This is a genomic window from Bacillus sp. VT 712, from assembly GCF_001614195.1.
Classification (GTDB): Bacteria; Bacillota; Bacilli; order Bacillales; family Bacillaceae_H; genus Priestia; species Priestia flexa.
In genome coordinates this window covers 17,825-40,504 of the sequence record NZ_LWBK01000007.1, presented here as the reverse complement: position 1 = coordinate 40,504, position 22,680 = coordinate 17,825, and the positions used below count along the sequence as shown (strand labels likewise).

At 37.9% G+C, this 22,680-nt stretch carries 29 protein-coding genes; 24 read left to right on the top strand and 5 right to left on the bottom strand.

Features of this window, described 5'->3' with window-relative positions:
* Window positions 1-60: 60 nt before the first annotated feature.
* The 9 genes from A2U94_RS04865 to A2U94_RS04825 all read left to right on the top strand — a co-directional run bounded on the left by A2U94_RS04865 (window position 61) and on the right by A2U94_RS04825 (window position 5,212).
* Window positions 61-519 carry a YpiF family protein gene (locus tag A2U94_RS04865; RefSeq protein ID WP_025908804.1) on the top strand — a complete coding sequence of 153 codons (459 nt, stop codon included), beginning with the start codon at window positions 61-63 and terminating at the stop codon, window positions 517-519.
* Between the two features lie 207 nt (window positions 520-726).
* Window positions 727-1,236 carry a Rieske (2Fe-2S) protein gene (locus A2U94_RS04860; protein WP_025908805.1) on the top strand — a complete coding sequence of 170 codons (510 nt, stop codon included), beginning with the start codon at window positions 727-729 and terminating at the stop codon, window positions 1,234-1,236.
* 3 nt (window positions 1,237-1,239) lie between these two features.
* On the top strand, window positions 1,240-1,914 hold the full coding sequence (qcrB, locus tag A2U94_RS04855) for a menaquinol-cytochrome c reductase cytochrome b subunit (RefSeq protein WP_025908806.1): 675 nt from the start codon (window positions 1,240-1,242) through the stop codon (window positions 1,912-1,914).
* A 57-nt stretch (window positions 1,915-1,971) separates the two neighbouring features.
* Window positions 1,972-2,742, top strand: a complete 771-nt coding sequence (locus tag A2U94_RS04850; RefSeq protein WP_025908807.1) for a menaquinol-cytochrome c reductase cytochrome b/c subunit — start codon at window positions 1,972-1,974, stop codon at window positions 2,740-2,742.
* 119 nt (window positions 2,743-2,861) lie between these two features.
* A complete protein-coding gene (lhaT, locus tag A2U94_RS04845; RefSeq protein WP_025908808.1) occupies window positions 2,862-3,464 on the top strand; it encodes a lipoprotein heptaprenylglyceryl N-acetyltransferase LhaT in 603 nt (200 codons plus the stop codon).
* Between the two features lie 70 nt (window positions 3,465-3,534).
* Entirely contained in the window at window positions 3,535-3,948 is a 414-nt protein-coding gene (locus tag A2U94_RS04840; protein WP_025908809.1) for a YlbD family protein, read from the top strand.
* Between the two features lie 6 nt (window positions 3,949-3,954).
* Window positions 3,955-4,191 carry a YlbE-like family protein gene (locus A2U94_RS04835; protein WP_025908810.1) on the top strand — a complete coding sequence of 79 codons (237 nt, stop codon included), beginning with the start codon at window positions 3,955-3,957 and terminating at the stop codon, window positions 4,189-4,191.
* Window positions 4,192-4,287: 96 nt separating this feature from the next.
* On the top strand, window positions 4,288-4,677 hold the full coding sequence (locus A2U94_RS04830; protein WP_025908811.1) for a hypothetical protein: 390 nt from the start codon (window positions 4,288-4,290) through the stop codon (window positions 4,675-4,677).
* Between the two features lie 88 nt (window positions 4,678-4,765).
* Window positions 4,766-5,212, top strand: coding sequence for a YlbF/YmcA family competence regulator (locus A2U94_RS04825; RefSeq protein ID WP_025908812.1), 447 nt, complete (start codon window positions 4,766-4,768; stop codon window positions 5,210-5,212).
* 3 nt (window positions 5,213-5,215) lie between these two features.
* Here A2U94_RS04825 and A2U94_RS04820 read toward each other — a convergent pair whose 3' ends face one another.
* The gene (locus tag A2U94_RS04820) at window positions 5,216-5,536 is read right to left on the bottom strand and encodes a hypothetical protein (RefSeq protein ID WP_025908813.1); all 321 of its coding nucleotides are present in this window, start codon (window positions 5,534-5,536) and stop codon (window positions 5,216-5,218) included.
* 64 nt (window positions 5,537-5,600) lie between these two features.
* Between A2U94_RS04820 and A2U94_RS04815 the strand changes: the two genes are divergently transcribed.
* A complete protein-coding gene (locus A2U94_RS04815) occupies window positions 5,601-5,876 on the top strand; it encodes a YlbG family protein (RefSeq protein ID WP_025908814.1) in 276 nt (91 codons plus the stop codon).
* Between the two features lie 332 nt (window positions 5,877-6,208).
* Here the strand turns inward: A2U94_RS04815 and A2U94_RS04810 are convergent, their stop codons facing one another.
* Window positions 6,209-6,598 (bottom strand): DUF7147 family protein, encoded by a 390-nt coding sequence (locus A2U94_RS04810; RefSeq protein WP_025908815.1) that lies wholly within the window; start codon window positions 6,596-6,598, stop codon window positions 6,209-6,211.
* 425 nt (window positions 6,599-7,023) lie between these two features.
* On the opposite strand from A2U94_RS04810, the gene rsmD reads away from it, so the two are divergent.
* Both rsmD and coaD read left to right on the top strand, forming a co-directional pair.
* Complete coding sequence (gene rsmD / locus A2U94_RS04805) at window positions 7,024-7,590, top strand: 16S rRNA (guanine(966)-N(2))-methyltransferase RsmD (RefSeq protein ID WP_025908816.1); 567 nt, start codon at window positions 7,024-7,026, stop codon at window positions 7,588-7,590.
* Window positions 7,591-7,622: 32 nt separating this feature from the next.
* Window positions 7,623-8,108: a pantetheine-phosphate adenylyltransferase gene (gene coaD / locus A2U94_RS04800; RefSeq protein WP_025908817.1), complete on the top strand. Its 486-nt coding sequence runs from the start codon at window positions 7,623-7,625 to the stop codon at window positions 8,106-8,108.
* 71 nt (window positions 8,109-8,179) lie between these two features.
* On the opposite strand, the gene spoVV is transcribed toward coaD, so the two are convergent.
* Complete coding sequence (spoVV, locus tag A2U94_RS04795; protein WP_025908818.1) at window positions 8,180-9,403, bottom strand: dipicolinic acid transporter SpoVV; 1,224 nt, start codon at window positions 9,401-9,403, stop codon at window positions 8,180-8,182.
* 233 nt (window positions 9,404-9,636) lie between these two features.
* On the opposite strand from spoVV, the gene A2U94_RS04790 reads away from it, so the two are divergent.
* Both A2U94_RS04790 and A2U94_RS04785 read left to right on the top strand, forming a co-directional pair.
* Window positions 9,637-10,440 (top strand): patatin-like phospholipase family protein, encoded by an 804-nt coding sequence (locus A2U94_RS04790; protein WP_025908819.1) that lies wholly within the window; start codon window positions 9,637-9,639, stop codon window positions 10,438-10,440.
* Window positions 10,424-11,455: a SepM family pheromone-processing serine protease gene (locus A2U94_RS04785; protein ID WP_025908820.1), complete on the top strand. Its 1,032-nt coding sequence runs from the start codon at window positions 10,424-10,426 to the stop codon at window positions 11,453-11,455. Before A2U94_RS04790 ends, A2U94_RS04785 begins: the two co-directional genes overlap by 17 nt.
* 25 nt (window positions 11,456-11,480) lie before the next feature.
* On the opposite strand, the gene A2U94_RS04780 is transcribed toward A2U94_RS04785, so the two are convergent.
* Window positions 11,481-12,689, bottom strand: a complete 1,209-nt coding sequence (locus A2U94_RS04780; protein WP_025908821.1) for a nucleotidyltransferase — start codon at window positions 12,687-12,689, stop codon at window positions 11,481-11,483.
* Between the two features lie 165 nt (window positions 12,690-12,854).
* Here A2U94_RS04780 and A2U94_RS04775 point away from each other — a divergent pair, with 165 nt between their 5' ends.
* From A2U94_RS04775 to A2U94_RS04760, 4 genes are all read left to right on the top strand, one after another.
* Window positions 12,855-13,376 (top strand): YceD family protein, encoded by a 522-nt coding sequence (locus A2U94_RS04775; protein ID WP_025908822.1) that lies wholly within the window; start codon window positions 12,855-12,857, stop codon window positions 13,374-13,376.
* A gap of 61 nt (window positions 13,377-13,437) precedes the next feature.
* Window positions 13,438-13,611 (top strand): 50S ribosomal protein L32, encoded by a 174-nt coding sequence (rpmF, locus tag A2U94_RS04770; RefSeq protein WP_025908823.1) that lies wholly within the window; start codon window positions 13,438-13,440, stop codon window positions 13,609-13,611.
* Between the two features lie 168 nt (window positions 13,612-13,779).
* Window positions 13,780-14,547, top strand: coding sequence for an enoyl-CoA hydratase/isomerase family protein (locus A2U94_RS04765; protein WP_025908824.1), 768 nt, complete (start codon window positions 13,780-13,782; stop codon window positions 14,545-14,547).
* Between the two features lie 135 nt (window positions 14,548-14,682).
* Window positions 14,683-15,288: an RsfA family transcriptional regulator gene (locus tag A2U94_RS04760; RefSeq protein WP_025908825.1), complete on the top strand. Its 606-nt coding sequence runs from the start codon at window positions 14,683-14,685 to the stop codon at window positions 15,286-15,288.
* Window positions 15,289-15,384: 96 nt separating this feature from the next.
* Here A2U94_RS04760 and A2U94_RS04755 read toward each other — a convergent pair whose 3' ends face one another.
* Entirely contained in the window at window positions 15,385-15,852 is a 468-nt protein-coding gene (locus tag A2U94_RS04755; RefSeq protein ID WP_242529394.1) for an N-acetyltransferase, read from the bottom strand.
* A 233-nt stretch (window positions 15,853-16,085) separates the two neighbouring features.
* Here A2U94_RS04755 and A2U94_RS04750 point away from each other — a divergent pair, with 233 nt between their 5' ends.
* The 6 genes from A2U94_RS04750 (at window position 16,086) to bshC (ending at window position 22,418) form a co-directional block, all read left to right on the top strand.
* Complete coding sequence (locus A2U94_RS04750; protein ID WP_025908827.1) at window positions 16,086-17,420, top strand: acetyl-CoA carboxylase biotin carboxylase subunit; 1,335 nt, start codon at window positions 16,086-16,088, stop codon at window positions 17,418-17,420.
* Window positions 17,421-17,436: 16 nt separating this feature from the next.
* Complete coding sequence (locus tag A2U94_RS04745; protein ID WP_025908828.1) at window positions 17,437-17,649, top strand: biotin/lipoyl-containing protein; 213 nt, start codon at window positions 17,437-17,439, stop codon at window positions 17,647-17,649.
* A gap of 13 nt (window positions 17,650-17,662) precedes the next feature.
* Window positions 17,663-19,207 carry an acyl-CoA carboxylase subunit beta gene (locus A2U94_RS04740; protein ID WP_025908829.1) on the top strand — a complete coding sequence of 515 codons (1,545 nt, stop codon included), beginning with the start codon at window positions 17,663-17,665 and terminating at the stop codon, window positions 19,205-19,207.
* A 210-nt stretch (window positions 19,208-19,417) separates the two neighbouring features.
* On the top strand, window positions 19,418-20,317 hold the full coding sequence (locus A2U94_RS04735; RefSeq protein WP_025908830.1) for a 2-dehydropantoate 2-reductase: 900 nt from the start codon (window positions 19,418-19,420) through the stop codon (window positions 20,315-20,317).
* 6 nt (window positions 20,318-20,323) lie between these two features.
* Entirely contained in the window at window positions 20,324-20,707 is a 384-nt protein-coding gene (locus A2U94_RS04730) for a DUF3397 domain-containing protein (protein WP_025908831.1), read from the top strand.
* Between the two features lie 88 nt (window positions 20,708-20,795).
* Entirely contained in the window at window positions 20,796-22,418 is a 1,623-nt protein-coding gene (gene bshC / locus A2U94_RS04725; RefSeq protein WP_025908832.1) for a bacillithiol biosynthesis cysteine-adding enzyme BshC, read from the top strand.
* The last annotated feature ends 262 nt before the right edge of the window (window positions 22,419-22,680 follow it).

Sequence of the window (22,680 nt, the reverse complement as noted above, 5' to 3'; positions counted from 1 at the left end):
AGTCAATCTCTTTTTCCATATGTAAAAAGAGATGTACAGCAATGACGGGGTGAAATGTAAATGAAATGGCATGTGAAAGACGTTGAATTATATCTACAATCTAAAGAATATGTAGATTCAATTATTATTCCGCTGATTCCAATTGATTTTGGAGCAGCCATGAAAACAACCGCAGCAATGAACGAGTACACAACGATTATTACATCAGAATTAGAAAGACAATTTAAAGGACGAGTTCTACTAGCACCAAGTTTTACATACTTAAAGCAATTAGGAGCTCAATATGCTCTCAAGAATCTGATAGATTGGAAGAATCAAGTGAGTATTAGCGAGACAAAGCATATTTTTTTCTTAACGAATGACCGTGACTGGATTGCTTATGATCAAGAGCTAGAATCAAAGTTAATATGGATTCCAACGCTTCCTTTAGAGCATATGGAAGAAGCTCATAAGCAAAGAGTAGTTGCAAATCAAATTGAACAAATTATTCCAGATTTCTTGGAAAAGTGGAAAAGCTAAACCTTAATAAGATAAGAATGGAAGCGTAAACAAAAAATAACCAAAAAATTTAGAAAAATAAAGGTTATTTCCATGTTTTAGGGGTTGCTTATATTGACCTTGCATGCATATTGATATATCATGAAAATGTCCTAGTTTAATAGAATAAATCATCATGTTTCCACACTATGTTCAAGGGGCTGAGCTTTTAATAGAGGGGGGAATATCATGAGTGAGAAAGACCATCGGGTATCAAGACGACAGTTTTTAAACTATACTCTTACTGGTGTAGGAGGGTTTATGGCTGCCGGTATGCTCATGCCAATGGTAAGGTTTGCGGTTGATCCAGTGTTGAAAAAAGGGGTAGACCAGGATTTAGTGGCTGTCGCACAAGTGGATGACATCACAGCTGAACCGAAGCGTGTTGACTTTAAAGTAAATCAAGTTGACGGTTGGCATGAGTCGGAAGAACCGCGTTCAGCTTGGGTTTACAAAGATAAAGATGGAGAAATTGTAGCTCTATCACCAATTTGTAAGCACTTAGGCTGTACTGTTAACTGGGCTGGTGACAAAGCACATCCAAACCAGTTTTACTGTCCGTGTCATGACGGAAGATATTACAAAGACGGAAAGAACGTAGCAGGCACTCCACCGATGGGTCCGCTAGATGGATACGTACAAAAAGTAAAAGATGGTACATTGTATCTTGGAAAAGCCAAACCACGGGGAGGGGCATAGAGCATGCTAAATAAGATCTATGATTGGGTAGACGAGCGGCTTGATATTACCCCATTATGGCGTGATATTGCCGATCATGAAGTACCTGAACACGTCAATCCAGCTCACCACTTTTCAGCGTTTGTTTATTGTTTTGGTGGCCTGACGTTTTTTGTAACCGTTATTCAAATTTTATCTGGTATGTTTTTAACGATGTACTATGTACCGGATATTAAAAATGCATGGGAATCTGTTTATTATTTACAAAATGAAGTTGCATTTGGTCAAATTGTTCGTGGTATGCATCATTGGGGAGCTAGCCTTGTTATTGTCATGATGTTTCTACATACACTTCGGGTTTTCTTCCAAGGAGCATATAAAAAGCCAAGAGAACTAAACTGGATTGTAGGAGTTTTAATCTTTTTCGTTATGTTAGGTTTAGGATTTACAGGCTATTTATTGCCATGGGATATGAAAGCGCTATTTGCTACAAAAGTAGGGCTACAAATAGCTGAGTCCACGCCAATTATTGGTCAACAAATAAAAACGTTGTTATCAGGACATCCAGATATTGTTGGTGCCCAGACGCTTACTCGATTCTTTGCGATTCACGTCTTCTTCTTACCTGGTGCTTTGCTGGGATTAATGGGTGCTCACTTCTTAATGATTCGTAAACAAGGTATTTCTGGTCCACTATAAGTTAAAAAATTTAATTTATATGTGAGAAATATGTGAAGAAAGGGAGGGAGAATCGGCATGCATCGTGGTAAAGGGATGAAATTCGTCGGTGACTCACGTGTACCTGCTGAAAGAAAACCGAATATTCCAAAAGACTATTCGGAATTTCCAGGTAAAACGGAAGCATTTTGGCCAAACTTTTTATTAAAGGAATGGATGGTAGGTGCGGTCTTTTTAATTGGTTATCTTTGTTTAACTATCGCGCATCCTTCTCCATTGGAGCGGATTGCAGATCCGACTGACACGGGATACCTGCCATTACCAGACTGGTATTTCTTGTTTTTATACCAGCTTTTAAAGTATACGTATGCTTCAGGTCCATATAACGCTATTGGAGCCTTTATTATTCCAGGTATCGCTTTTGGTGCGCTCATGCTTGCACCGTTTCTTGATCGAGGTCCTGAAAGAAGGCCAGCAAAGCGCCCGCTAGCAACAGGCTTTATGTTATTAGGAGTAGCCGCGGTATTTTACTTAACGTGGGAGTCAGTTGTAAGTGTGGATTGGGAAGCAAAAGAAGCTCAGGGGGAAATCCGTGAAGAAGTAGCGATTGATACGGAAGCAGACGGCTACAAAATTATGCAAGAGCAGACGTGCTTAACCTGTCATGGTGAAAATCTTCAGGGAGGACCTGCAGCACCAGCGCTAACAGGATTAGATTTATCTGCTGAAGAAATCGCAGATATTGCTAAAAATGGTCAAGGTAGTATGCCTGCTGGCATTTTTAAAGGTTCGGATGAGGAGTTAAAGACGCTGTCTGAGTTTATAGCAAATATAGGGAAAGAAGAATAAAAAAATACCTATTTATAGCTTCGCTATGAATAGGTATTTTTTTTTATGGAAAATAACTTTATAATGATGAAGAAATTGTCATATCGTAATTCATATGAAGCGAAAGAGAGGTGTTCACGTTGAGTTGGTTTTGGTATACGTTAAAAGATAAGCGTTTTTTAACATTTTTACTAATCGTCAACATCTTGGGAACAATCTATGGTTATATTTGGTATGGGAATCAGCTGTCACAAACTCCTGCTCGTTTCCTTTTGTTTGTTCCAGATAGTCCGACAGCAAGCTTGTTTTTTGTTATTGTTTTAATTGGTTTTTTATTAAAAAAACAACTTCCACTATTTGAAGCTTTAGCAATGATTACGCTATTTAAATATGGAATTTGGGCAGTTGTAATGAATCTCCTTGTCTATTTGACAACAGGGCAAATGGATGCCATCATGCTTATGCTTATGGGATCACACGGTGCTATGGCTGTTCAAGGTTTATTGTATTCACCGTTTTACAGAATTAAGCTTTGGCATTTAGCAATTGCAGCTGTTTGGACTTTACATAATGACATTATCGACTATGTGTTTTTTATGATGCCAAGGTATAGCATGCTAAATGACTATATCCCTCATATTGGTTACTTTACGTTTTGGTTGAGCATCTTTTCAATTTTGTTAGCATACATATTAGCGGTTTTACCGCTTCAAAAAAAACAGCATGCTTATGAAAAAAATTAAAAAATAGGCGAACCAAACAAGCCCTCATATTCTACACTATAGTAGGCTAATATGTATGAGGTGAGTGACTGTGAATGAGACAAAACGAGAGGTTCATCCATCTGTTGTAGAATTTAAAAACTTTGTTAAAGCACATCCGAAGCTAGTGGAAGAAGTTCGAACGCAAAGAAAAACGTGGAAAGAGCTATATGAAGACTGGTACTTATTCGGGGCTGAAGATTCCATATGGGATACTTATCGCTCTGAAGGTGAGAAAACAGAACCAGAGACGGCAGAAGAAGCAGAGAGTAAAAAAGACATCATGTCCACAATTGTATCATCCTTCAAAAATATGGACTTAGATCAAATGCAAAATCATATCACAAATATTAATTCAGCCATTACCAATATCCAGCAGGTGTTGCAGCAATTTCAATCACCAAAATCATTAACGCGCAGCACGCCATCTGGTCCAAGAAATCCATTTGGCTTTCGGAAGGACTAGGAGATTATGCGGGAAGATGTATATGAGTATATCCGCTCTAAGCCAAAACTGAATGAATTCATTCGGGAGCAGCCGATGTGGTATCGTCGCTTGACAAGAAACCCAGATGAATTAGAAAAGTTTGACTTAGAGTCAAAAACCTATTATAAGCAGACGATTCCTCATAAAGTTGAAAAATTTTCAAACTCTATTCAGATGGCAAACATGATGTTTCACATGTTTCAGTCGATGAGAAATCAATAATTTGTTAGAAAGCTTCGTCTTTGCGAAGCTTTTTTTGAGTAAAAAAGAACCCTAGTGCGAAAGCTAAGCATAAAACATTTGCAAAGGATGATCTGAATGCGTGTTATATTATGCTTGCTAGCTTGTATCTTTTCACTTGTAGGGTGTCAGAATGATAAGCCAAAGCCGGAAACAAATAAAGAAATGGTAAGCTTTTCAGGCCAAGCTGCCATGGAAACGATAGGTACAGAGAAACAATTAGTAGTACATCAGCATGTAAGAGGTGCCAATGTATATGTGGAATGTATTATTAACGGATTTTCATTTAACGATGGTAACGGTTTTCTTGAAGTGAAAGTTGACGGTAAAGCAATCAATCCTATTAAGCAAGCTGCTTTTGTCATTAAAGCACTGCCAAAAGGTTCTCATCAAATTACGATTGAGCTGATGAAAAATGAGCAAGAAAGTTACGATTTAAAAGAATCTTTTACAATTAAAATTGTATAAATGAAAAGAACATGTAATAAAATGTTGCATGTTCTTTTTCTTTTGAAACTGAAACATGATAAGATAAAGCAGGAGGTGTATATTTACGATGCTCACAACAATGAGAACAATTGAGCTACTTGATGAGTCTGATGCGCTAGCAAATATGGTTTTGCATTCGGACGTAGCTGAACATTATCGCGAATGTTTAAATAGATTAAATAAAGACACAGAAGCACAGAAATTAATTGCTGAATTCGGTAAAATGAAAGAGCAATACGAAGATGTCCAGCGGTTTGGTAAATATCATCCCGATTATAAATCCATTACAAAGCAAATGCGCGATATTAAGCGCTCTGTAGATTTACAGCATACGATTGCTGCGTTTAAAAAAGCGGAAAATGAGCTACAAAAGCTTTTAGATGAGATTAGTGTTATTATTGGACAATCTGTGTCAGAACATATAAAAGTTCCAACAGGCAATCCATTTTTCGATACAGGAAGCAGCTGTGGCGGAGGATGTGGAGCCGGTGGAAGCTGTGGCTGTAGCGCCTAAGCGTTACAACCTCAGTCGCGTACAATCGGTACCGCACACGTTTCCACAACAGAATGATTTTCTTTGAGGAACAAAGAAGCGGTGACGGTAGACGTATATTGAAGTGGCGTGGCGAACAAACTCCGTTTGCCACGTTACTTTTGCATTTGTGGTAGCTGTCTCAGAGGCTATATGAATCCATTTTTCAATTTGATGCCGATCACCTTTGCTTGATGTAATGTAAAGGAACGGAACATGCGTAATTTCTTTTTTTTCTACTTGTTCAATTAATTTATTCCTAGTAAAATGAGAAAAAAAGGAAGACCAAACGTCATCTAACGTCATACATAACTCACCTACTTCAGTTTCATATAAAACTATTTTAACCTATGTAAAAGGGGAAGCTATTATGTTTGTTAATCGTCAAGGACTTATTGCATATGTGCATTCTGTGAAGCAAGCAAAAGCACTTCGTAAGTATGGGAATGTACAGTATGTTTCAAGAGAACTAAAATACGTTGTGTTGTATTGCAATCAGGATGGAATTGAAAAGACAATGGAGCGTATTCAGTCGCTACCTTTTGTGAAAAAAATATTGCTTTCTTACCGACCAGAATTAAAAACTGAATTTGAAAATTCAAAGCCCGATAAAGCAAAAGAGTACGACTACAAGATTGGTATATAGTAAAAAGAGGCTGGGACATAAGTAGTTCAGTCCTTACTATACCTGAACGATTGAGAGTTCATAACTTTTAATCGTTCAGGTTTTTTGTTGATTGTGAAAACAATGTTGGAAACAGGGTGGAATGGAGCGTAGGACACTCGACTCCTGCGGGGAAGAGAGGGAAAACGGAGATCCAGCGCAGCGAAGAAGCTCAGGTTCCTCCCCGCGGAAAGCGAGTGGCCGTAGCGCAATGGAACGAACGAGTTGAGACAAATCAAAGAGATGGGAACAGCTAGTGTTCGTCTTTTAGAAGCCATCATTTTGTTATGTCCCAAACTCTTTTTTATGTACGTTTATTGCAAGGGTGAAATATATCGGTTCATACGCAAAATGCCAATTAAATGTTGGTAATAAAGTTCTGTTTCTGAAAACATTGTAGACGGCTTAACGTCTAATACAATTATATTTTTATCTAAGGAATTAGCTAATTGTTCAAACAGCTCGACGCGTTTATTTGCTTTCGTTTCTGATAGAGTAATTCCTTCTCGACAAACATAAAGAGGCTGGAATTTCCCTTCAGTTGTTGGATGTAACACAACAACGAACGATGCTTTTGGCTGATTGTCTATCACGGTACGCAGCATGATAAAGTGCTGTAGGCGGTGCGTATTGTGCTTTGCAATTTCGAATAGTTCATAGATATCTGAGTAACCTTGTCCAAGCTCAATAAAACGTTGAATCATCCTTAATCTCCTTTCGTTTTATTTACAGTCAAGTTTAATGTAACATTGAATTTTTGCAGAGTAAATAAAAAAAAGCCCTGTAACTACGCATCACAGGGTCCTTCAATTAAGCTCATGCAATCTCAGTATAGACTGCATTGTTGCTTACGAAGGCAAAGGGAGAGGAGAAACCGGAGGAAGAACTTATGGGGAAACGTAAGCCTTCTCCGCGGTTGGCAACAACATCGGTTCGATGATGTTGTTGGTAAGTAGTATGTCCTCTAATTCTTGTTTTATACATACTGGGAGTAAAACTTCTATTCCTGTCATTGTTTACGTCGCTTTGTACCATAAAAATGGAAAAAGTTTATTTCCGCTAGTTTTTATAGTTAATTTTGTGTTAGGATAATGAAGAATAAGCAAGTAAAAGTAAGGTAGTGATAGACATGAGAGTAGTAGCTGGAAGCTGTAAAGGGCATTCGTTAAAAGCAGTCCCAGGTAATTCCACTCGTCCTACAACAGATAAAGTAAAAGAAGCTATTTTTAATATGATTGGTCCTTTTTTTGAAGGTGGAATAGCTCTTGACTTATTTGGAGGCAGTGGAGGCTTAGGTATTGAAGCGCTAAGCAGAGGAATAGACCGAGCAATTTTCGTAGATCGAGACGGTAAAGCTATTCAAACGATAAAAAGTAATTTGCAAACATGTAGTTTACAAGAGCAAGCAGAAGTATATCGCAACGATTCTGAAAGAGCACTAAAAGCCATCATTAAGCGAGAGCTACAGTTTGACTTAATTTTACTCGACCCACCGTACAAGGCACAAAAGTTGAAAGCGCTTATCGAAACAATTAGTAAGCATAAACTGTTGCAATCCTCAGGTGTCATCGTTGCAGAACATGCAAATGACGTAGTGCTTCCAGATGAAATTAATGAGTTCGAAAAGATAAAAAGTGAAACCTATGGAATTATCGGTGTATCAATTTATACATATAAGCAACCTGAAGAAGTATAACAATTGTTTTACGTAAGAGAAAGGGGATTTTTATGGGGAGCATAGCAGTTTGCCCAGGGAGCTTTGATCCTGTAACGAACGGTCATTTAGACATTATTAAGCGAGGCTCAAACGTGTTTGATACGTTGTATGTTGTTGTATTAAACAACTCATCCAAGAACCCATTGTTTACAGTGCAAGAGCGAATTGAACTACTAAAGCAAGTAACAGAATCAATTCCAAATGTAGTAGTAGAATCGTATAGTGGCTTGCTGATGGAATATGCAAAACAAAAGCAAGCTAGCACTATTTTACGCGGTTTACGAGCGGTATCGGATTTTGAATATGAAATGCAGATAACATCTGTAAACCGTGTGTTAGATAAAGAGATTGAAACATTGTTTATGATGACGAATAATCAATATTCTTTCTTAAGTTCTAGCATTGTAAAGGAAGTTGCTAAATATGGTGGCAATATATCAGAGCTTGTGCCTCCGGTTGTGAAAGAAGCGCTCTCTAAGAAGTTTTCAGCTAATTGATAGAACGCCATTACATTCTTACGCAAACGTTTATTTTAGCTTGCTATAGGAATGGATGGCGTTTTTGTCGTTTATTTTAGCGGAAAGTGACGTTTCATATATAACAAGGAATAAGTGAATAGCAATAAAATGGTAAACGTTGGCCCATATAGGGTGCAAAATTCAAAGTAGATTTGGCTCCAGCTCGTTGTGCCTTCCTGCAAAAAAGTAGGCAAAGCGTGTGGAGACCACTGAGCCTGAGATAGAATATTTTGTTCAAAAGGTTTCCATGCTAAGATAGCAAGGATACTAGCAAATAGTCCGTGCATCAAGCGTGCACAAAAAAATGGGAAAAATCGAATATCTGTTTCAGCAAGAATACTGGCAACTTGAGCGTGAACAGAAAAACCACTGAAGCCTAGGATAAAGCTGACAATAATGACTTGTTGAAATAGAGTGGATTCTGCTGTTTGGCTAGTCAATTGACTGCCCATTGTGATTTCAAAAAGTCCTGATATAAAGGGAAGGCTTAGTGCCGTTGAAAGTTGAAGTAAACTAAATAAATATGAAAGATTACTGCTTATAAACGTTGTAATGTTCATGACAAACAGCAGCTTGTTTAAAACAGAAAATAAAATAATAAATCCACCGATCATTAATAAAGATTGAACTGATGATAACACAGCATCACCTAAAAGCTTACCAATGGGCCTTTGATCTTTTATGCGGGCTTCGTGCATTTCTTTAAAGGCTTGAATAAGAGACGGACGCTGAGTGGAAGCAGAATACGTTGTATCAGCCTTTTTTCCGTAAAAGCGCATAACAAGTCCTACTAGAATGTTTCCGAGATAGTGTGCAAAAGCAAGGATTATCCCCATTGCTGCATTGCTAAAAAAGCCGACCGCAACTGCTCCAAAGATAAATATAGGGTTTGAGGAGTTGGTGAAAGAAACAAGGCGTTCAGCTTCCGTTTTTGATAACTGTTCTTCTTGCCGTAATCGAGCGGTGATCTTTGCTCCGGAAGGGAATCCAGAACCCATTCCCATTGCTAACGCAAATCCTCCAACCCCTGGAACTCGGAATAATGGGCGCATCAAAGGTTCTAATATTGATCCGATAAAGCGGACAACTCCGAATCCAATCAATAATTCGGAAAGAATAAAGAAAGGCAATAATGATGGAAATACGACCTTCCACCATGTATTTAATCCTCGCACTGAGGCTTCCAGTGCTTCTTTTGGATAAGTGAGTAAGGCAAAGGTAAGCGTTAAAGCGGTTCCTCCTAACACAATCGTTTTTAACATGGATTTATTCAATTCTATTCCCTCTCCTTTTAAACTGCATACGATACAGCAGGTACATGTTCTATATATCAATATACGAATTGGTTAGTCCAATTTATGCTAATTAATCGTTTAGACCACGTTTTCTTTCTCTACTTTCTTGGTTAAGCTAAAGATAAAAATGATTATTTACGTGCTCAAGTTTCACTTTATAGCGGCAGACGTATATACTGAATAAAACAAGTGATTAGTAAGGGGGCCTAACTATGAAAAGCCCAACGATTGGATTGGCATTGGGGTCAGGAGGAGCAAGAGGGTTTGCTCACCTTGGGGTCATTAAAGTTCTGGTGGAAAACAATATCCCTATTCACTATTTGGCGGGTAGCAGCATGGGTGCTTTGGTTGCGGCTATATATGCATCTGGTACGGAAATAAGTCAACTATATAAAATGGCACTTACCTTTAAAAGAAAATATTATTTAGATTTTACAATCCCTAAAATGGGATTTATTGCGGGGAATCGTATTAAATCCTTGGTAAAAGCCCTAACCAAAAATAAAAAGATTGAAGATTTAAATATTCCAGTTGCCATTGTGGCTACGGATTTAAAAGCTGGGGAGAAAGTCATTTTCAAAACGGGCTCAGTTGCACAAGCTGTAAGAGCAAGCATTTCCATTCCAGGTATCTTTGCACCAGAGAATGTAAATGGACGCTTGCTAGTAGATGGCGGGGTCATCGATCGGATTCCGGTATCCATTGTACGAGAGATGGGAGCAGATATTGTGCTTGCAGTCGATGTCTCTCATGTGAAAAGAAATGCAGAAATCACATCAATTTTTGACGTTATTTTACAGAGCCTAGATATTCTTCAAGACGAGCTTGTAATAAATCGAGCAATTGCGTCTGATGTAATGCTTCGCCCTAAAGTAGAAACGTTTAGTTCGCGAGCGTTTACAGATATTAAAGAAATTATTGAAATCGGTGAACAAGCTGCAATTGAGCATCTACCGTTTATTCAAGAAGCTATTGAAAAGTGGAAGGAGAATCACACAGGTGAAGAAAAGAGTTAGAATTTTATCCTACATAGCATTAGTGCTAACAATTGCTATGTTATTTTTTTATCCCTTACCTTATTATATTACAAAGCCTGGCATAGCACAGGAGCTAAAGCCTATTATTAATGTGCAAGGAGGGTATGAAGAGCAAGGGGCCTTTATGTTAACCACGGTTCGAATGGGAAGGGCGACGCCTTTATCGTATGCTATGGCTCATATTCAAGACTTTCATCACTTGTATCCTGAAGAAGATATTTTGCAGCAAGGAGAAAGTGATAGCGATTATACGGTAAGGCAATTACATATGATGGATACGTCCAAAGATGCGGCCGTCATTGTTGCATACAATGCGGCAAACAAAGAAATTAAGTTTGAGAATAAAGGTGTTTATATTGTTACAGTAGTACCGGATATGCCTGCTTATGGCAAGCTTAAAATTGGAGATATTGTAAAGGCAGTAGATGGTCAAACTATTGAGACAGCAGAGGAGTTAATTGAATACGTAGCGAAGAAGAAAAAAGGGGATAAGGTTGCGATAACCATCTTACGAAATGATGAAGAAAAAATAGTAGAGCTTCCTCTAGCCTCATTTCCAGATGATCAAACGCGCTTTGGGTTAGGAATATCCTTAGAAACCAGTCGCGAAGTGGACGTAGAGCCAGATGTAGAGATTGATACTGAAAAGATTGGTGGACCTTCTGCAGGCTTGATGTTTTCACTTGAAATTTATAATCAGCTTGTAAAAGAAGATATAACAAAAGGACATAAAATTGCGGGTACGGGGACTATTAACGATAAAGGGATTGTAGGTCCTATTGGAGGAATTTCTCAAAAGATTGTGGCCGCGGATAAAGAGGGAGCAGAAGTGTTTTTTGCGCCTAATCAGCAAGGAGCGGCTAATTCGAACTATAAGGAAGCCGTACAGGCGGGAGCAAAAATTGATACCGATATGAAAATCGTTCCAGTTGATACGTTTAATGATGCGATTGAATATCTAGAAAAGTTGGATAAAGTAAAAAAGGCGGAGTGAGTCGGTACCGACTTACTCCGCCTTTTTAAATCATGATCGGTGGCTGCGTATACTCTTGTTTTAAAAACTGAGAGCGTATGGGCTCTTGTAAAGGTGAACTATAGATATTTGTAGCTTTTATATCAAGTGATAAGTCTACGTGTTTACATTGAGATACAGTGGATACAATAGGAACAGACACGTCTTTTTTTATTTGTTTCATATACAGCCTGCCGATTTGAGATATGCCCAACAATCGAATATAAGCGGTTGAAGGCGACTTGGATAGTTCATTTTTTTTTGTGTTCGTCAAAATGTGAACACACATCCGTTGAAGGCGTGTACGCGTATAGCGCTTTGTCTTTACTTTACTTAAAAAGTCTTCAAAGGATAGTGCTTCTTTTATGGCGTTTAATAAGCGATATTCAATACCTTCTTCAATTTCGTAAATGGCTTGAAGAGACTCGGGTGAATGGGTCATGAGTTGATACTTTAAAAATGGAAAATAGAGCTCCCAGTTATGTAAAAAGCCAATTTGTGTTTGATAATCTTTTAGACCTTGAATAACAGGGTTAGGCATATAGCGTGATAAGTCCTTAACATCAATGATATCTTGGAATAAAGCATGACGAATACTTGTTGCGCTTGTAATTTCCGTCTCAGAAAGCATTTTATCGTGATAATGGGATTGAATTCGAGTAATCGTATGTGGTTTAATAGATGCATGCTGTTTTTCAATAGCCTTTACATAGCTTACGCCTAAAATGTTATTTGGTTGTTCCATATTTAAACCAATTTGTTCATTAGTAATGTTTTTCATAGCAAGGGAAAGAGCTTTTGGGTAGCTATTTCCAACTTTTAAATAGCTTTGTACATGCTCATCTATAGCGTGTTCATGCTCCTTTAAAAGTCTGCTGAATTTAAGAAAAGACTGCGTGTTTCCATGTTCGCTGCCGAAGCATACATACGAAGCTTTAAGATGTTCTAAGATGGCTACAGCACCGTTTGCAAACGTATCAGCTTGCTGAGTAGAGAATGCATAAGGTAGTTCAATGACAAGGTCGGCACCAGCTTTTAGAGCCATTTTCGTACGAGCCCACTTTGATACGACAGCAGGTTCACCGCGTTGCAAGAAGTGACCGCTCATCACTGCGATAACGCAATCAGCATTTGTTTCTTCTTTTGCACTTTGCAAATGATAATGATGGCCATTATGAAAAGGGTTGTATTCAACTATAATTCCTACAGCTTGCATAATGAGTCTCCTTTTATTAAATTTTCAAGTGCGATTGAACAGTTTTAGCGTAAGGATTATGAAAAGAAAAAAATAAATTTAAGTACATTATAGTGTAAAGAAAAAATATTGACAAATAATCTTGTGAAAGCTATAATAACCTTTGTTGCCTTGAGGTGATTAACAATGAAATGGACAATACATCAGTTGTACCAGTTGCAAAATAAAGGATTAACTTTTGACGAAATCGTAGACGGTAAGGAATTTGTTAATACCGATCCACAGATTCGTCGCATGTCAGATGTACATGTGAAAGGAAGAGCTGATATTAGTTCTTCAAAAGTCACATTTCATCTAAAAATTTCTGGAGAAATGACATTGCCTTGTGCTCGTACATTAGTCGATGTTCCGTATCCTTTTTCTATTGAAGCAACGGAAACTTTTCTGTTCAATAGTGACGCCGATTATGAAGATGACGGTGAAATGAGAGTCGTTGAAGGTGAAGTAGTGGATTTAATTCCACTTATTAAGGAATTAATTATTGTGGAAATTCCTCTTCAAGTTTTTAGTGATGATCAACAACAGAAAGGTGCTGCTCCTCAATCAGGAAAAGATTGGGAAGTTGTAACGGAAGAAGAGCAACAGGAAAAAGTCGATCCACGTTTAGCGGTATTAGAAAATTTCTTTAAAAACAAAGAAAATAACTAACGAGAAGATCCGGCTTTCGGGCCTTCATATGATTAAAAACTCTTTTAAGGAGGTGGGAATAATGGCTGTACCTTTTAGAAGAACATCTAAAATGAAGAAAAGAACGCGTCGTACGCACTTTAAACTACAAGTTCCTGGTATGGTAGAGTGCTCAAATTGTGGCGAGATGAAACTATCACACCGTGTATGTAAGGCTTGTGGTACTTACAAAGGAAATGACGTAGTAAACAAATAATGCAAAAATAAAAGACCCTGTTGAAGGGTCTTTTATTTTTGCATTAAAACGTTCTTTAAGGTTTGTGATGACTGCTTTTCTAAGGGAAGATGCAGGAGTTTATATTTCGCTTCTCGAATTCTTTACTTATGAAAAAGTTGAGTGAAGATGAAAAAGGGGGAACAGACATTGGTAAAGACAAAGTTTTTTGTAGATAACAACGGCATTAGCACATTTGTTATTAATCGCCCCGAGAAACGAAATGCTGTGGATTATGAGGTGATGACTTCTTTAGAGAAGGCTATATCTGAAGTGAAAGCGAATCCTCATATTAAAGCGTTGGTAATTACAGGAGCGGGTTCACAAGCCTTTTGTAGTGGTGGAGACATTTCAGCTTTTCATGCCCTTGAAACGGCGGCTGAAGCGGAGAGTATGTTAAAGAGAATGGGAAGAATTTTATATGAATTGCTTATATTACCAAAACCCACGGTAGCTTTATTAAACGGCACAGCAGTTGGGGGCGGGTGTGAAATTGCGATTGCTTGTGATTTTCGCATCAGCGCAGCTCATAGTGAGTTTGGTTTTATACAAGGAGACTTAGGTATTACAACGGGTTGGGGGGGCGGCACGATTTTATTTGAAAAGCTTCGTTACTCAGATGCAATGGAAATGTTGACAAGCTCTCAAATCTACAGCGTGGAGCGTGCCAAGCAGGTCGGCTTTTTATCTTATGTAACGTCATACCAAGAGCTAGCGATGCGCTGTGAAGAGTGGTTACTTCCAATTATTACAAAGTCTAGCGCTGTGCTGACTGCATATAAGCAAATGCCGATTGCAAAATGGAGCCAAGTTGGTTTGTGGGAACGAATGGAAGCAGAAATTGATCATTGTAGCTTGCTTTGGGAAAGTGAAGAACACAAGCAAGCGGTTAATAATCGACTTCAAAAGAAGGCTTAATAAAGCTGATTGCATGAATAAAGTATCTTGAAAAAGGCAAGTTAAGAATTTCTGCCTTGAGAAGTTGAACAATAGTCTATCTTATCTAGTAGTTGCATACTTATTTAATAAGTACGGATAAGGAGGGATAGAAAAATGACTTCTTCTCGTCAAGATGCATGGACTCAAGATGAAGATTTACTACTAGCTGAAATTGTATTGCGTCATATACGTGAAGGTGGCACACAACTTGCTGCATTTGAAGAAGTGGGAAAGAAACTTTCGCGAACATCAGCAGCTTGTGGCTTTCGCTGGAATTCTTTTGTGCGCAAACAATACAAAACTGGTATTGACATAGCGAAGATTCAACGCAAACAGCTAAAATCACGCGTGATCACAAAAGATGAAGAACAGCCCGTGCGCTTCTCATATATAGATGGTCAATCGATTACGTCGTTAAGTGAGGTTATTCGTTACTTAGAGTCGATTGAACAAATTCAGCAGCAGTCGAGTGAGTTGCTGGAAGCAAATGAGGAGTTGCAGCATAAACTTGAACAGTTACAGGAAAAAGTAACGGTTCTTGAAAAAGAGAAAAAAGTGTTGGAAAGTAACTTATATACGGTGGAAGAAGATTATAAAGCACTGATTGAAATTATGGAAAGAGCTCGTAAGATGGTTGTTCTAAAAGAAGATGAAAAAAGTAGAAAAGTTAAATTTCAAATGGAGAAAAACGGTAATTTAGAACGAGTTGAAAATAAATAATAAAGCGTAGCACTTCATTTATATAAAAGCCCTTGACTCTTTATCGCGGTGTAGCTCAAAGATAGAGAAGGTTCAAGGGCTTTTTTATATTATCTATTATTTTGAGGTTGATACGCCTTCTGGACACCAAAGCATTGGGTTTTCTCCTAAATCTCGCTCTAAATCATAAGCAGCCGGAACAAAGCCCATTTTTGTCCAAAACTGATTGGAATGAACTCGTGGGTTTGTTTTAATAGGCAAGTTAAAAGATTTAGCGTATTCAATTAATCTCGTACCTAGTCCTTTTGATTGGAATTCTTGGAGTACTTCGAGTTTCCATACTTCAAGGTAAGGCTGGTGTGGCTTGAAGTAGTGATCATGCTTTTTAGACTGTCGGTATAAACTCATTCGAGCTACAAGACGATTTCCAATGTAAATGCCGTAGAATGGAGAATGAATTTCGTTTTCAGATATTTGGGCATTTAATTCTTCTAACATGGACAATTCTTGGAGCCCGTATTGCTTAAACTGCTTAAATTCTTCAAGTGTTTTATAGTTAATTCGCAACTGCTGTACCTCATACATTATCAATCACTCCTTAGAAATGAGCTGCTTGTATAGCATATGAATAAATTTTTAAATATAGGATAGATAGATGAGAATAAAAAAAGTAAGCGTTTACAAAAAAACAAAGGGATTTTAAGAAAATTGTAGAATTATACGTTTTGGGAGATTTTTTTCTCTTTTAGTCTTATCATACCATGGTTTTGAATAGACTTGAGAATATTTTATACTGCAGCGAAGGGAGAAGAAATACAATGAAAAAAGTTTTAATCGCTAATCGAGGCGAAATTGCTCATCGTATTATTAAAACTTGTCATACGATGAATATACAAACTGTTGCTGTTCACTCTACGGCCGATGAAAATCTACCTTATGTTAAAGCTGCTACAGTTGCTTATGAAATTGGAGAACCTCCTGTTCAAAAATCGTACTTAAATATTGAGCGCTTGTTAGAAATTGCTCATCAAGAAAACGTTGATGCAATTCATCCAGGCTACGGATTTTTATCGGAAAATAGCACATTTGCCAAGCGCGTGGAAGAAGAAGGATTTGTTTTTATTGGACCATCGCCAAAAGTTATAGCGGATATGGGTGATAAAGTAAGGGCTAGAAAAATTATGAAAGAAGCAGGCGTTCCCGTTGTGCCTGGAAGCGAAGGGGCTGTAGCTGATATTGAAGAAGCGTGTGAGATAGCTCAAGCTATTGGTTATCCCGTTATGTTGAAAGCTAGCGGTGGCGGTGGAGGCATTGGAATGGTACGCTGTGATGATGAAAAATCACTGCGTACGACATATGAATCCACAAAAGCGAGAGCTAAAGCATATTTCGGCCATGAAGAAGTATTTATTGAAAAGCTAATCACGGATGCAAGGCATATAGAAGTTCAAATTTTTGGAGACCAGCTTGGAAATGCAGTGCACCTTTTTGAACGAGATTGTTCCGTACAGCGTCGCAACCAAAAAGTGATTGAAGAAGCTCCGGCAACATCGCTATCTATTGATACAAAACAACGTATGTATGAGACGGCCGTCGCTGCTGCTAAGGCAGTTCAGTATTATAATGCTGGCACTATTGAATTTATTGTGGATGCGCAGGAAAATTTCTATTTCTTAGAAATGAATACTAGACTTCAAGTTGAACATCCCATTACAGAGCAAGTGACGGGACTAGACCTTGTAAAGTGGCAACTCTTAGTTGCTAGAGGCGACGCGCTACCTTTGCAACAAGAAGAGGTTCAGCTTACCAACCACGCGGTAGAGTTTCGAGTATACGCAGAAGACCCTGTAACGTTTTTACCGGCTCCTGGACAAATTACGCAGTTTTCGCTTCCAGAGCGTTCTTATGTTCGAGTGGATGCAGGTTATGATAGCGGAGACAAAGTAACACCTTTTTATGATCCAATGATTGCGAAGGTTATTGTCACTGGTCGTACGAGAGAAAACGCAATTGAGCTTGCTAAAGCATATTTTACTGAGGCATCAATTGAAGGGGTTAAAACAAACTTACCGTTGTTTAAACAATTATTAAATGCAGAGCAGTATGTAGCTGGAAAATACAATACAGCGGTATTGACAGAAGTTTTGAAATAAAAAAGGAGGACTAAAAATGAAAGAAACGACAGCAACGATGGCGGGAATGGTGTTAAATATTCATGTATCAGAAGGAGATTCTGTGACAAAAGGTCAGGTATTAATTATTCTTGAATCGATGAAAATGGAAATTCCAATTGAAAGCAGTGAAGAAGGAATAGTTGATGCAATTTTAGTCGGTGTAGGAGACTTTGTAAATGAAGGCGATGTATTAATGACAATTTCTTAAAAGGAGTGAGCGTATGATACATACAAATGATTTACAAAAGCGTTATGAAGATAAATGTGAAGAAATTCGAGCAGGTGGAGACGCAAAATATCATGAAAAGTTAAAGCAACAAAATAAACTATTTGTTCGAGATCGTTTGGCTTTATTGTTTGATGAAGGTGAGTATAAAGAAGACGCGATGTTTGCTAATAATCAAGCTAAAGGCTTACCAGCTGATGGTGTTGTTACAGCCATCGGCAAGGTGAACGGTCAAACGGTATGCGCAATGGCGAACGATTCAACAATTAAAGCAGGGTCTTGGGGAGCAAGAACAGTTGAAAAGATTATTCGTATTCAAGAAACTGCTGAAAAGCTGCAGGTACCAATGCTATATTTAGTTGACTCAGCAGGAGCTCGAATTACGGATCAATTAGACATGTTTCCGAACCGACGAGGGGCGGGGAAAATCTTTCATAACCAAGTGCGTATGTCGGGGGTAGTTCCGCAAATCTGTTTATTATTTGGTCCTTCTGCTGCAGGAGGAGCTTACATTCCTGCGTTTTGTGATATCGTCATTATGGTTGATGGAAACGCTTCAATGTATTTAGGGTCGCCACGAATGGCTGAAAAGGTTATTGGAGAAAAAGTGACGTTAGAAGAGATGGGTGGTGCTCACATGCACTGTAGTGTGAGCGGTTGTGGAGACGTGCTTGTTTATTCTGAAGAAGAAGCAATTTCAAAAGCAAAATTGTACCTTGGTTATTTTCCTCAAAGCTTTCACGAAAAGCCAGCTGTGCTTGAAGGGAAGTTACCTGTTAAGACATCCAAAACACTAGGAGAGTTAATTCCTGAAAACCAAAACGTTCCGTTTGATATGTATGATGCAATTGATACGTTAATTGATGAAGGAACATTTTATGAAATTAAGAAGTTATTTGCACCCGAACTCATTACAGGTCTTGCAAGGATGGATGGCAAAGTTGTTGGTATTATTGCAAATCAGCCAAAGATAAAAGGTGGCGTACTTTTTGTTGACTCCGCTGATAAAGGGGCGAAGTTTATCCAGCTATGTGATGCATTCCATATTCCGCTTTTATTCTTAGCTGATGTACCAGGTTTTATGATTGGAACAAAAGTGGAAAGAGCAGGTATTATTCGTCATGGTGCAAAATTGATTTCTGCTATGAGTTCTGCGACTGTTCCAAAAATCTCTGTGGTGGTGCGCAAAGCATATGGAGCCGGACTATATGCTATGGCAGGGCCAGCATTTGAACCGGATTGCTGCATTGCCCTCCCTACAGCACAAATTGCCGTAATGGGACCGGAAGCAGCGGTTAACGCTGTTTATTCCAATAAAATTAATGAGATTACCGATCCAAAAGAGCGAATGCTGTATATTAAGCAGAAGCAACAAGAGTACAAAGAGCATATTGATTTATACACGCTAGCTTCCGAGATGATTATTGACGATATCGTGCCAGCTAATGACCTTCGCCAAACTTTAATTGAACGATTTGCTTATTATGAAACAAAAACAATAGCGGAAGTTCGAAGAAAACACCCTGTATATCCAGTGTAACGAACAAAAATGAATAGTATAGAAAAGCTAGGTGAGTATTTCTTGCCTAGCTTTTTATGCGAAGAGATGTTGTTTTAATGATTAAAAATGTTTGCTAAACTAATAGAATCTGTGCTACTTATGTAAAGGTAAGTGTTCAATATCTTACATGGTTTATGAATGGTTTAGGTATATGGTAAGAAAACAAACTAATAGAATGAGGAAAGCCTAATGAAGATAGCAGTAATTGGAGGGGGCGCAATCGGCCTTTTGGTGAGCGCATACTTGGCTGATCATGCTCAAGTTACTCTGTATACGAGAAGAAAAGAGCAAGCAGACCAAGTGCGTGAACATGGAATAACGCTAAAGCGTAAAAAAAATGTGAAAAAGGTAAAGGTGGATGCGAAGGTTTTAAGACTTGATGAAGCCTTTGTGCATTATGAACTAATTGTGGTAGCAGTTAAGCAATATAGCATTAAAGATATTATTCCTTACTTAATGAAGGCTCCAAAGCATACATCGGTATTATTCCTTCAAAATGGAATGAGTCATGTTACATTGGCAAAACGTCTTCCTCAGCGTACCATCTATTTAGGAGTTGTTGAGCATGGTGCGATGAAAGAAACAGATGATGTGGTGACTCATTCAGGAGTTGGCATCACGCGTGTTGCTTTGTTTAAAGGAGGGGATTTAATTTCCTTTCAACGGTTTCATTCTGATGTGTTTGCATTTATGCAGGAGAATGATTGGTATGAAATGCTTATTCAAAAGCTTGTTGTGAATGCAGTAATCAACCCTTTAACAGCTCTTTACCGAGTGAATAACGGTGAAATCATACATAATTCCTATTTTTATAAAACAGCGAAAGCCGTTTTTAATGAGCTGCATGCTGTGTTACGATTAAAAGACCCAACAGCCTATTGGAATCGAGTAGTAGATGTTTGTGAAAAAACAGCTCAAAATCATTCATCAATGAGGAAAGATCTTCAACAGCAAAGAAAAACAGAAGTTGAATCCATATTAGGCTATATTTTAGAAGAAGCGGCTAAGCGCCAAATTAATACTCCTATTATCCACTTTGTATATAATGGAATATTAGGGTTGGAAGATAGTGGAAGTGAAGGAAGGTGACCGTGAATGGGGAGCTTAGTTGTAAGCATCTTGGCTACGTTTATCACGCTGCCAGTGGTAGGTTTTTTTGTATTATACACTCTACTCAAAAAAGTGATGAAAAATCGGCGTAAAGCAGTTCACATCTCTACATATGTCTCAACAATTTTTTTAATTGTATCCACGCACTACTTTGCCAAGCAAATTTTCAACCAGTCTTTTTTGTGGCTGATTATTTTAGTGCTGCTCGTTTTGGCGATGATTGTGATGCTTATAAACTGGCAGGTGAAGAAAGACTTACAGCTGAAAAGAATAACAAAAGGGATGTTTCGAATCAGCTTCTTTTTCTTTTTGTTTTCACATGTGTTATTAGTTGTTAGCGGCCTAATCTTTGAATTATTAAAGTTATGAAGCATGTTACTAGACGTGTCGAGAAACAATATGGATAATGAAGCTAGGTAAACTGAACAAGTATTAGTTATAGAAAGGAAGTTCTCTCATGGAGATTACAGATGTCTCTTTATCAGCAACGAACAAGTTAACAGAAGAATATATACAAGGTAGCAACCAAGCTATGTCATACTTTCATTACAATATACATAAAAGTGATGTTTATAAAGAGCGCTTACATGATCTGAAAAGCTATACTCATCCAAGAGAAGAGCTTGTTGAGTACTTGACGGGATTCAATAAGAAGCTAAATGCGTCAAACAAAACCTTGGAGAACATTGAACAGCTTCGTGACCAAGACAGTGTTGTCGTGGTAGGTGGTCAGCAAGCAGGGCTTTTGACAGGACCTCTATACACAATCCATAAAGTTATTTCAATCATTTTGTTAGCGAAACAGGAAGAAGAAGCGCTGGGAGTACCTGTACTACCAGTATTTTGGATTGCAGGAGAAGATCATGATTTTGCTGAAATTAATCATGTTTATGTGGAAGAAAAAGGGCAAATGCTTAAAAAAACGTTTAAGCAGTCGCTGAAAACCAAAGATATGGTTTCCAATGTTAACATAAACCAAGAAGCCTGTAGTGAGTGGATTGATAGCTTGTTTCAACTGTTTGGTGAAACAGAGCATACAAAAGAAGTATTGTCCTTTTTAAAATGCTCGCTTCAGCAATCTCAAACCTTTACCGATTTTTTTGCGTATTTAACGACAAAGTTGTTTACGGAGTATGGCTTAATTTTAATGGATGCTGCTTCGGAAGAATTGCGTAAAATTGAATCCTCGTTCTTTATTCAGCTAATCGAGCAAAATGAAGCCCTTTCTCAGTCCGTTATGGCTCAGCAGAAAAAGTTAAGCGATGACTATAAAAAGGTGATTGACGTTGGAAGTGAAACAGCACATCTTTTCTATTCTCATGAGGGAAACCGTATCTTGTTAGAGAGAGATGAAGCTCAGAATTTTAAAGGGAAGCAAGATGAAGTGTCTTTTTCAAAAGAAAACCTCATTCAGATTGCAAAGCAAAGTCCACATTTATTAAGCAATAATGTAGTGACGCGTCCGTTAATGCAAGAATATCTGCTTCCAACATTAGCTTTTGTTGCTGGACCTGGTGAAGTAGCGTATTGGGCAGAGTTACAGCAAGCGTTTAATATCTTTAACTTTACTATGCCTCCGGTTGTTCCTCGCCTATCTTATACGTTAGTAGAGCGTAACATTGCTAAATATTTAGAAGAACTAAATATTAATTCAGAAAAAGCAGTTGTACAAGGAGTAGCTACAGAGCGAGAAGCATGGCTACGTGCAGAAGTTCGTAATCCTTATGAAGGATACTTTAATGAAGCGAAAGAAAAAATAGAAGAAATTCATAAAACTCTTCGTGAAAATGTTCAAAAAGAAGACAAAACGTTTGAAGAAGTTCTATTGAAAAATCGAGCAATTCTTCAAAAGCAAATGGAGACTGTTCAAAAAATTGTCGAATCTAAACAGCTCATTAAGCATGATGTAACGCATACGAAATACAATAAAATTGAGTGTGCGCTTCGTCCTAATGGAGCTCCTCAAGAACGAATCTGGAACGTCGCTTATTATTTAAATAAATATGGCATGCAGTTCGTGTCACAATTACTCAATGAGGAAGTCGAATTTAATCATCATCTAAAGGTCTGTTACCTCTAATAAAATCCTGCTGCAAAGCAGGATTTTTCTTTTATAAAAGAGAAACAGTGTACATACACAAAGCAACCAAACAAATCCTAAACAGTTATTTTTTTACAAACTCTAAAACACATCGTAGCACCTTACTTTTTATGCCAGGAATATGTCTCGTGTTTAACAAAATAAAACCTTTTGTAACAGAAAGACAAAATTCTACTTAATTCTTGTATAAATAGCTGAAAAAATGTTGAAATTTGATATATAATGAAATGGTATTAAAAAT

Excerpts from the sequence above, each read along its gene's own strand:
- A2U94_RS04865 (WP_025908804.1), top strand. The coding sequence starts at position 61 with ATGAAATGGCATGTGAAAGACGTTGAATTATATCTACAATCTAAAGAA.
- A2U94_RS04860 (WP_025908805.1), top strand. The coding sequence starts at position 727 with ATGAGTGAGAAAGACCATCGGGTATCAAGACGACAGTTTTTAAACTAT.
- qcrB (WP_025908806.1), top strand. The coding sequence starts at position 1,240 with ATGCTAAATAAGATCTATGATTGGGTAGACGAGCGGCTTGATATTACC.
- A2U94_RS04850 (WP_025908807.1), top strand. The coding sequence starts at position 1,972 with ATGCATCGTGGTAAAGGGATGAAATTCGTCGGTGACTCACGTGTACCT.
- A2U94_RS04835 (WP_025908810.1), top strand. The coding sequence starts at position 3,955 with ATGCGGGAAGATGTATATGAGTATATCCGCTCTAAGCCAAAACTGAAT.
- A2U94_RS04830 (WP_025908811.1), top strand. The coding sequence starts at position 4,288 with ATGCGTGTTATATTATGCTTGCTAGCTTGTATCTTTTCACTTGTAGGG.
- A2U94_RS04825 (WP_025908812.1), top strand. The coding sequence starts at position 4,766 with ATGCTCACAACAATGAGAACAATTGAGCTACTTGATGAGTCTGATGCG.
- A2U94_RS04820 (WP_025908813.1), bottom strand. The coding sequence starts at position 5,536 with ATGACGTTAGATGACGTTTGGTCTTCCTTTTTTTCTCATTTTACTAGG.
- A2U94_RS04815 (WP_025908814.1), top strand. The coding sequence starts at position 5,601 with ATGTTTGTTAATCGTCAAGGACTTATTGCATATGTGCATTCTGTGAAG.
- A2U94_RS04810 (WP_025908815.1), bottom strand. The coding sequence starts at position 6,598 with ATGATTCAACGTTTTATTGAGCTTGGACAAGGTTACTCAGATATCTAT.
- rsmD (WP_025908816.1), top strand. The coding sequence starts at position 7,024 with ATGAGAGTAGTAGCTGGAAGCTGTAAAGGGCATTCGTTAAAAGCAGTC.
- coaD (WP_025908817.1), top strand. The coding sequence starts at position 7,623 with ATGGGGAGCATAGCAGTTTGCCCAGGGAGCTTTGATCCTGTAACGAAC.
- A2U94_RS04790 (WP_025908819.1), top strand. The coding sequence starts at position 9,637 with ATGAAAAGCCCAACGATTGGATTGGCATTGGGGTCAGGAGGAGCAAGA.
- A2U94_RS04780 (WP_025908821.1), bottom strand. The coding sequence starts at position 12,689 with ATGCAAGCTGTAGGAATTATAGTTGAATACAACCCTTTTCATAATGGC.
- A2U94_RS04775 (WP_025908822.1), top strand. The coding sequence starts at position 12,855 with ATGAAATGGACAATACATCAGTTGTACCAGTTGCAAAATAAAGGATTA.
- rpmF (WP_025908823.1), top strand. The coding sequence starts at position 13,438 with ATGGCTGTACCTTTTAGAAGAACATCTAAAATGAAGAAAAGAACGCGT.
- A2U94_RS04760 (WP_025908825.1), top strand. The coding sequence starts at position 14,683 with ATGACTTCTTCTCGTCAAGATGCATGGACTCAAGATGAAGATTTACTA.
- A2U94_RS04755 (WP_242529394.1), bottom strand. The coding sequence starts at position 15,852 with ATGTATGAGGTACAGCAGTTGCGAATTAACTATAAAACACTTGAAGAA.
- A2U94_RS04750 (WP_025908827.1), top strand. The coding sequence starts at position 16,086 with ATGAAAAAAGTTTTAATCGCTAATCGAGGCGAAATTGCTCATCGTATT.
- A2U94_RS04745 (WP_025908828.1), top strand. The coding sequence starts at position 17,437 with ATGAAAGAAACGACAGCAACGATGGCGGGAATGGTGTTAAATATTCAT.
- A2U94_RS04740 (WP_025908829.1), top strand. The coding sequence starts at position 17,663 with ATGATACATACAAATGATTTACAAAAGCGTTATGAAGATAAATGTGAA.
- A2U94_RS04735 (WP_025908830.1), top strand. The coding sequence starts at position 19,418 with ATGAAGATAGCAGTAATTGGAGGGGGCGCAATCGGCCTTTTGGTGAGC.
- A2U94_RS04730 (WP_025908831.1), top strand. The coding sequence starts at position 20,324 with ATGGGGAGCTTAGTTGTAAGCATCTTGGCTACGTTTATCACGCTGCCA.
- bshC (WP_025908832.1), top strand. The coding sequence starts at position 20,796 with ATGGAGATTACAGATGTCTCTTTATCAGCAACGAACAAGTTAACAGAA.